Source organism: Jannaschia seosinensis, assembly GCF_001408515.1.
GTDB lineage: Bacteria > Pseudomonadota > Alphaproteobacteria > Rhodobacterales > Rhodobacteraceae > Jannaschia > Jannaschia seosinensis.
Map to the genome: position 1 here is coordinate 1 of NZ_CYPR01000006.1, position 6877 is coordinate 6877.

The 6877-nt window shown below is 64.5% G+C and carries 8 protein-coding genes, 1 tRNA gene and 1 pseudogene; 3 read left to right on the forward strand and 7 right to left on the reverse strand.

Going from position 1 to position 6877, the window contains the following annotated elements:
- The 4 genes from JSE7799_RS00670 to JSE7799_RS20780 all read right to left on the reverse strand — a co-directional run.
- On the reverse strand, positions 1-534 hold a 534-nt coding region (locus tag JSE7799_RS00670), incomplete at its 3' end, for a transposase (RefSeq protein ID WP_186201799.1).
- Between the two features lie 120 nt (positions 535-654).
- Entirely contained in the window at positions 655-1473 is an 819-nt protein-coding gene (locus JSE7799_RS00675) for a TRAP transporter large permease subunit (RefSeq protein WP_245624734.1), read from the reverse strand.
- A 96-nt stretch (positions 1474-1569) separates the two neighbouring features.
- Positions 1570-2490 carry a TAXI family TRAP transporter solute-binding subunit gene (locus JSE7799_RS00680; protein ID WP_055661876.1) on the reverse strand — a complete coding sequence of 307 codons (921 nt, stop codon included), beginning with the start codon at positions 2488-2490 and terminating at the stop codon, positions 1570-1572.
- Between the two features lie 152 nt (positions 2491-2642).
- A tRNA-Tyr gene (locus tag JSE7799_RS20780) sits at positions 2643-2726 on the reverse strand.
- A 99-nt stretch (positions 2727-2825) separates the two neighbouring features.
- On the opposite strand from JSE7799_RS20780, the gene JSE7799_RS00685 reads away from it, so the two are divergent.
- On the forward strand, positions 2826-3617 hold the full coding sequence (locus JSE7799_RS00685) for a TrmH family RNA methyltransferase (RefSeq protein WP_083480117.1): 792 nt from the start codon (positions 2826-2828) through the stop codon (positions 3615-3617).
- A gap of 447 nt (positions 3618-4064) precedes the next feature.
- Here the strand turns inward: JSE7799_RS00685 and JSE7799_RS00690 are convergent, their stop codons facing one another.
- From JSE7799_RS00690 to hisF, 3 genes are all read right to left on the reverse strand, one after another.
- Positions 4065-4973: a PRC-barrel domain-containing protein gene (locus JSE7799_RS00690; RefSeq protein WP_144431497.1), complete on the reverse strand. Its 909-nt coding sequence runs from the start codon at positions 4971-4973 to the stop codon at positions 4065-4067.
- A 119-nt stretch (positions 4974-5092) separates the two neighbouring features.
- Entirely contained in the window at positions 5093-5416 is a 324-nt protein-coding gene (locus JSE7799_RS00695) for a phosphoribosyl-ATP diphosphatase (RefSeq protein ID WP_055661878.1), read from the reverse strand.
- Positions 5413-6183: an imidazole glycerol phosphate synthase subunit HisF gene (gene hisF, locus JSE7799_RS00700; RefSeq protein WP_055661879.1), complete on the reverse strand. Its 771-nt coding sequence runs from the start codon at positions 6181-6183 to the stop codon at positions 5413-5415. The genes JSE7799_RS00695 and hisF overlap by 4 nt, the downstream gene beginning before the upstream one ends.
- Before the next feature lie 128 nt (positions 6184-6311).
- Between hisF and JSE7799_RS20245 the strand changes: the two genes are divergently transcribed.
- Both JSE7799_RS20245 and JSE7799_RS00710 read left to right on the forward strand, forming a co-directional pair.
- Positions 6312-6491: a hypothetical protein gene (locus JSE7799_RS20245; protein ID WP_144431498.1), complete on the forward strand. Its 180-nt coding sequence runs from the start codon at positions 6312-6314 to the stop codon at positions 6489-6491.
- Between the two features lie 120 nt (positions 6492-6611).
- Positions 6612-6877 (forward strand): annotated as a pseudogene (locus JSE7799_RS00710) (IS4 family transposase); the annotation flags it as partial.

Sequence of the window (6877 nt, forward strand, 5' to 3'; positions counted from 1 at the left end):
CGCGGCGCGGCTGACAATGCGCCCGCCGTCACGCACCTTCAGGTACGTGGCATCGAGCCAAAGGTAGGGCCACTCGCCCTCCAGCGGCCGCGACAGGAACGCGTTCACCCGCTCATCGATCTCACCGCAGAGCCGGCTGACCTGGCTCTTCGACATGCCGCCAGCGCCCATGGCCTTCACCAGGTCGTCCACCGAGCGCGTCGAGATGCCTTGCACGTAAGCCTCCTGGATCACAGCCATGAGTGCTTTTTCGGCTGTCCGACGCGGTTCAAGAAAGCTCGGCAAGTAGCTTCCCTTCCTCAGCTTCGGGATCTCCAGCGATATCCGCCCGGCGCGGGTGTCCCAGTCCCGCTCGCGGTATCCATTTCGCTGAACCTCACGCGACGGCGAACGCACGCCCTTTGCTACGCCAGTTCTGGTCTCAATCTCCGCTTCCATGATCCGCTTGGCCGCGAAAGCCAGCATCTCGCGCACGAGATCGCCATCGGCCTCCTTTTCAACCAGCTCAAGCAGCGCCATTCTGTCGTCGGTCATCGTCGTCTCCGTTCTTGGTTTCGAGTCTCGCAACCCGAACCTTCTCGAAGATCGACGGTGTCCACCAGCGTCACACCCGGCCGCGCGCTACGCTACGCCAAGGGCTTCGCCCGCGGCCTCCTACACCAACCGCTGGGACACTATCCCTCCCGACGACGCGACGGCCTCCACGGCGGCGGACAGGCGTTTTGGATAGCCCAGCCGCGTCATCGTCGGCAGCGTGACCGCCCCGGTCGAGGCGACGTTGGCCGATGCCGAGCCGGAGATCGAGCCGAAGAGCGCAGAGGACAGCACCGAGACCTTGGCCGCTCCGCCCGAAAGGCGCCCGGCGGCGGCCGCGACGAGGTTCATGAACCCCACCCCCGCCTCGCCACCGTTAAGCACTGCGCCGAAGATGACGAAGATGGCGACGACGTTGACCGAGACCCCGGTCAGCGAGCCCCAGAGCCCGCCTTCGGCAATGGTCAGGGTGCCGAGAAAGCTCGCCAGAGGCGTGCCGGCATGCCCGAACGTGCCAGGGATGTGCTGTCCCATCAGTCCGTAGGCCAAGGCCGCAGCCGCCACGAGGGGCAGGGGCCAGCCGATCATCCGCCGCGCCCCCTCGAGCGCGAGGGCCAGAAGCAGGCAGGCGAGCGCAAACTGGAACGGGCCTTCGAGGAAGCCATACTGGTCGCGCAGATCCGCATGATGCCACGCGATCCAGAGGCACCCGGCGATGCCCGTCCCGGACAGGATCCAGCCGAGCATCCGGCCCCTGACGGACTGGATCGGAGCCACGAACACCCATGGCAGAATCAGCGCCATGTGCAGCGGGCGGGCCACGAGGTTGGGCACGAGGCCCGACAGGATGAGCCATAGATGCATCCCCACCGTCAGCCCGCCGAGCGCCACCCAGAGAGGACGGTGCGCAGACGCTGCCATGCCCGGCGTCTCGGGCACCGCGGCCGGGGTGAGAGGTGATGCTTGGCTTGTCATGGTTCGAGGGGATGGCGGGACGATGTTCGCTCAGAGGTTTCGCATCGTCCCGCCTGTCCGTCAGCGGCTCGGCAGGTCGACGCCGATCTCGTCGTAGTAACGCGCGGCGCCGGGATGGATCTCCGTCGTCGCCGCATCGATCATCTCCGGCGCGACGCCCGCCCACCAAGCCGCGTTGCCGGCGAGGTCGTTTTTGCCATCCCAATAGGCCTTCGTGAGGGCATAGGCCGTGTCTTCGGACATCGCTTCGGTCGCATAGGCCAGAACGGGCAGGGAGGTCGTTATGATGTCGCTCTCCTGTCCGGCATAGGTTCCGGCGGGGATGACGAGGCGCGTGCGGCCGGTCTCGGCGACCTGATCCTCGTCCATCGACAGGATCTCGACATCGGTCGAGGCCGCCGCCTCGATCACGTTCGGTGCGGGATAGCTGCCTGCGGTGACGAAGGCGTCGATCTGACCGTTCTTCAGGGCGGCCACGGCATTCGAAAGTTCGGCATCCGCAATGGTGGCGTCGATGTCGAACATCTCCAGGTACTTCTCGCCCTCGCTGGCCCCGAAGGAGCCGGAGCCGAGCAGCACCGTCTTGCCGTCGAGATCGGCGAAATCCTCGATGCCCGAATCCGCGCGCGCGACGAAGTGCATCGTCAGCGACGGGATGGGAAAGAGCGCCCGAATCCCGTCAAAGGCGGGGTCGCTCCGGCCCTCGAACGGGCCGCTTGCCGACTGGGCGGCGGCGACGAGGGCGGGCGGGGTGGTGAACACGTAATCCGCGCCCCGTGCCCGCACCTCCATGACGTTCTGGACCGAGCCTTGGCTTTCCTCGACCGTCACATTTGCGGTTCCCGACATGGCCTCGGCCAACTCGACCGCCATCTGGTAGTAGCTCGACCCGGCCTTGGCGGATTTGTAGGTGATCCGCTCCTGCGCGGCGGCGGGCGCGGCCAGCAGGACCAGCGCGGCGAATGTCGCGATCGGACGCATCTCTCGTTCCTCCCTCAAGAATGTCCGGGGCAGGAGAGACGTGCCGCCTGGTGGCGTCAAGCGGCAGGTGGTGAGGGTTCTGGGGGCGCGCGGTCGTGAGAACGTATCTCTTCCAGCGCGGATTTTTCCCCGCATAAATGCGGAGAAGAAAGTGGTGGGCGACCCTGGAATCGAACCAGGCGTGCGTCTCCGCGAGGGAGTTACAGTCCCCTGCCACACCTTGCGGCCTGTCGCCCAACGGGGGTCCGGATAACGGGCAAGAAAGGTGGGGTCAAGCGGTGTTGTGGCCCCGTGACGCGCGGGCGATAAGCGCCCCGACACGGGGAGGTGCCGGCATGGTGCAAAAGCCGAAATGGGTGGTCGAGAAGGAGCGGGGACGGCGTGCCGCGGCGCGGGAAACCGTTTGGCTGTTCGGTCTGCACGCGGTGCGCGATGCGCTGCGCAACCCGATGCGGGAGCGGCTGCGGCTGGTCGTGACGAAGAATGCCGCGGACCGGCTAGGCGAGGATCTGGCGGCGTCGGGGCTGGAGCCCGAGATTGCGGATCCGCGCCGGTTTCCTGTCCCGCTCGATCCCGGCTCCGTCCATCAGGGTGCCGCACTCGAGGTGCGGCCGCTCGATTGGGGGCGGCTGGACGACGTGGCCCGGCCCGGCGGCGGCGCGCCCTTGGTAGTGTTGCTCGACCGGGTGACGGATCCGCATAACGTGGGTGCGATTCTACGCTCGGCGGAGGTGTTTGGGGCGCGGGCCGTTCTCGCCCCGTCACGCCATTCGGCGCCCGAGACCGGTGCCTTGGCCAAATCCGCCTCGGGTGCGCTGGAGCGGCAACCGTATCTGCGGGTCGGCAATCTGGGCGATGCGATGGAGCGGCTGCGGGATCAGGGCTATGTGACGGTGGGCCTCGACGGCGAGGCGGAGGGAACGCTGTCGGCCGTGGCGGCGGAGTTGCGGGACCGCCCCACGGCGATCGTGCTCGGTGCGGAGGGTCCTGGCTTACGGGACAGAACGCGCTCCCTCTGCGACCGAATCGCGCGGATCGACCCGGCGGGGGCCTTCGGGTCGCTCAACGTGTCCAATGCGGCCGCGGTTGGGTTGTTTGCACTGCGGGAGGGCAGGGAGAGCCAGTAGGGCGGCGACGGTTCAGCGAGCGGGCCTCCCGGTCAAGCGATGCGCAGAGGATGTATCGTTGGGTTGTTGAGAAGCGGTGGGGGTACGGTGTTGCGACACGTACTGCGTTCAACGCTTTGGCTGGAGGGGCCTGAACACTTCGGGATGCGCCTGACGAAGCCACCGGTCGTTCCGGCCGCTTGGCGACAGGAATTTCCGCCTGTGGAAAAAATGTGGATGAATTGCGGAACCCACAACCGACGGGAGAGTTTACTTCATGTCTGTGGGAGGCGACCTCGGAACTGTCGCCTTCGAAATCACTGTCCCTCGTTCCACACCTTGGACCCGCGCGATAAGCAGCGGGTCCTTTTTTTGTCCGCATCAGGCGTCACGCTTTGTCATGCGGTCGAAGGAATAACGCCACCTCCCGGAGGAGGTGGCGCGATGATGCAAGAAAGACGCTGACTTTTAATCTTCGTATGTTGGGACCCTGTAGAGTGACGTATCGTCGTAAAAGAGACGGTAATCCCTCGTTTCCTGGTCCTGCGTGATGGTTACATCATCGAGCGGCAACGAAACACGCCGATCGTCGAGATCCAGAATGAGGTCCTGCGGCAATCCGCGGTCGTTCAAGATGATTTCCCGGATCGCGCCGATCTCGTTGTTGTCGAGATCGAAGAGTTGTGCGCTTTCAAAACCCGCGATGTCCACGCGCTCCGGTTCCACGATGGCGTAGCCGCCAGGCACGCGAACGGGCACCTCGCGCTCCAGATCGCCATCGTTCAGCGCGATCGCATCTCCGCTGGGTTCGGCGATGGGATCGATTTGCAGTTCGGCGGTGTCGGAGACTTCCGGGCGGCGCGCGATATCGTTGACCGCGCCGGCCTGTGTGGTGAGGCCGGAACCTTCGTAATCCACATCGACCGCACGCTTGATCCGATCGTATTCGAAATCGGCGTCAAAATTCGGCGCGATTTCGGCAATCTCGCGGGGCGATTCGACCACAAGATAGATTTGGCGAGGATCGTCAGGGTTCGGGACGACATCGACACGGTTCATGTCGACGCCGACCGTCTGTTCGCCCAAGCCTAGAAAGCCGCCAAATTCGACGACGAGGATGTCGATATCGCCATTATTCCCGAGGATGACGTCCACGATTTCGCCGGCCTCGTCCCAATTGTCCGAAAAGCCGCCCCTGCGGTCGACGGCGGCCTCGGAAAGATAAAGTTGGTTACCAATAAGCGACGAGGCAGGAAGCGCGGAAGTTTCCACCCCGGTCACAAACGGGGAACTGAGACTGGCATCCTGCGCTTGTGCGGCAACAGGAGCGAGCATGGCCAGAATGATGCCAGTAGACGTGAAGATGGTTTTAGTCATACACTATAGCTCGTTGTGGCGGTGACCTGTTTGCAGGTTGGTCATCATCACAACACGCAAGGCGGCGCGCTGGTTCCGCATCTGGCGCGTCGTCTTGCAACTATCTTCAAAAATTCAGATCAAGTTCCTTGGCGGGCAGCCTTTTCCGTGATGCCGGACGTGCCTTCGCGGCGAGCGAGTTCGGCCAGCACATCGTCGAGCGATACGCCCCGCGCAGCGAGCATCAACAGGAAGTGATAAAGTACGTCCGCTCCTTCGGCGACCAAGCGGGACCGGTCGCCGCGTACGGCTTCGATGATCGCCTCGATCGCTTCCTCGCCGAACTTCTCGGCGCATTTTTCCGGTCCGCGCGCCAGCATTCGCGCCGTCCAGCTTGCTTCGGGGTCGGTTCCACGGCGCGTTTCGATCGTCGCCCAGAGTCGGTCCAGCGGGTGATCGGTCATGCTCGCTCCTCCATGCGAACGGGAATGCCTGCAGCCGCCATATGCGCCTTGGCCTCGGCAATCGTGTGGGTGCCGAAGTGGAAGATCGACGCGGCCAACACCGCCGATGCGCCCCCCTCTGTCACGCCCGCGACGAGGTGGTCGAGCGTTCCGACCCCGCCGGATGCGATGACGGGAATCGGCACGGCCTCCGACACCGCGCGGGTCAGCGGCAGATTGAATCCGGTCTGCGTGCCGTCCCGGTCCATCGAGGTGAGCAGGATTTCTCCCGCACCCCGTTCGGCCGCCAAGAGGGCAAAGGCCACGGCATCGATGCCCGTGGGCCGGCGGCCGCCATGCGTGAAGATCTCCCACTTGCCCGGCGCAACGGTTTTGGCGTCGATGGCGCAGACGATGCATTGGCTGCCGAAGCGATCGGCCGCGCGCGCCAGCACGTCGGGATCGGCCACGGCGGCGGAGTTGAAGCTGACCTTGTCCGCGCCCGCCAGCAGCAGGTTCCGCACATCATCCACATTGCGAACCCCGCCGCCTATGGTCAGCGGCATGAAGCACGCCTCGGCCGTGCGCGTGGCGAGGTCGTACATGGTGCCGCGGTTTTCGTGCGTGGCGTGAATGTCGAGAAAGCACAATTCGTCCGCGCCTGCCGCATCGTAGGCGCGCGCGCTTTCCACCGGGTCGCCGGCATCGCGCAGGTCAACGAAGTTCACGCCTTTCACAACGCGCCCGTCGGCGACGTCGAGGCAGGGGATGATACGCGTCTTGAGCATGAGAGCCGTTTGGCGGGGTTCGTGTCATGTGGCAAGAGCGGGAAGTGTTGCGGCTTCAAAAGGGGCCGCGAGCGGGGCATTCCTTTGCGCAGTTGGCGGCTGTCACCAATCGGAGGGCTTCAGCTGCCATGCTTCTTGCCGCGCCGGCTGCGGGCCAAGCCGTGCTGCTCGTGCAGAGCCTGCTCGACGACTTCAAGACCGTCTGGAGTGGCCCCACTGAAGTGGTCCACCAACTGGAATGGAATTGTCCCGATCAGGAGGACCAGAGATGGCAGGAAAGCGAGGCAAGCCCGAAGACATCGTTTTAGCCCGGATAATTCACGAGAAGGCGGCGGAGGCAGACTACACGACACAGCCGTTTTTGGGGTGGCCGAGACCGGCAAGAGAGATTCTTCTGGTGGACTCGACCTCGCCAAAGGAACGGTCCCTTGAATATCCGTGCTCTCGCCGATCTCCAGAAAACGCTAACTCCGCATGTGCCGTTGGGCAAGTCACGGCTCGACACGCTCTGCATGATCCTGCTTGGCATGATCAGCGCCCGAACGGTGAACCTGACGCATATCGCGAGCGAGCGGCCAAGTCGCGCCATGGTTGCATCGACCTATCGCCGTCTGCAACGCCTCTTCCAACACGTGTGCCTGCCCGAGGATTGGAGCGTGGGCATCGTGATCTCGCTGCTCGGCAACCCTCGCCC

Coding starts and splice junctions, on each gene's coding strand:
- JSE7799_RS00680 (WP_055661876.1), bottom strand. CDS start 2,490: ATGCGTCCGATCGCGACATTCGCCGCGCTGGTCCTGCTGGCCGCGCCC.
- JSE7799_RS20245 (WP_144431498.1), top strand. CDS start 6,312: ATGCTTCTTGCCGCGCCGGCTGCGGGCCAAGCCGTGCTGCTCGTGCAG.
- JSE7799_RS00690 (WP_144431497.1), bottom strand. CDS start 4,973: ATGACTAAAACCATCTTCACGTCTACTGGCATCATTCTGGCCATGCTC.
- hisF (WP_055661879.1), bottom strand. CDS start 6,183: ATGCTCAAGACGCGTATCATCCCCTGCCTCGACGTCGCCGACGGGCGC.
- JSE7799_RS00685 (WP_083480117.1), top strand. CDS start 2,826: ATGGTGCAAAAGCCGAAATGGGTGGTCGAGAAGGAGCGGGGACGGCGT.
- JSE7799_RS00695 (WP_055661878.1), bottom strand. CDS start 5,416: ATGACCGATCACCCGCTGGACCGACTCTGGGCGACGATCGAAACGCGC.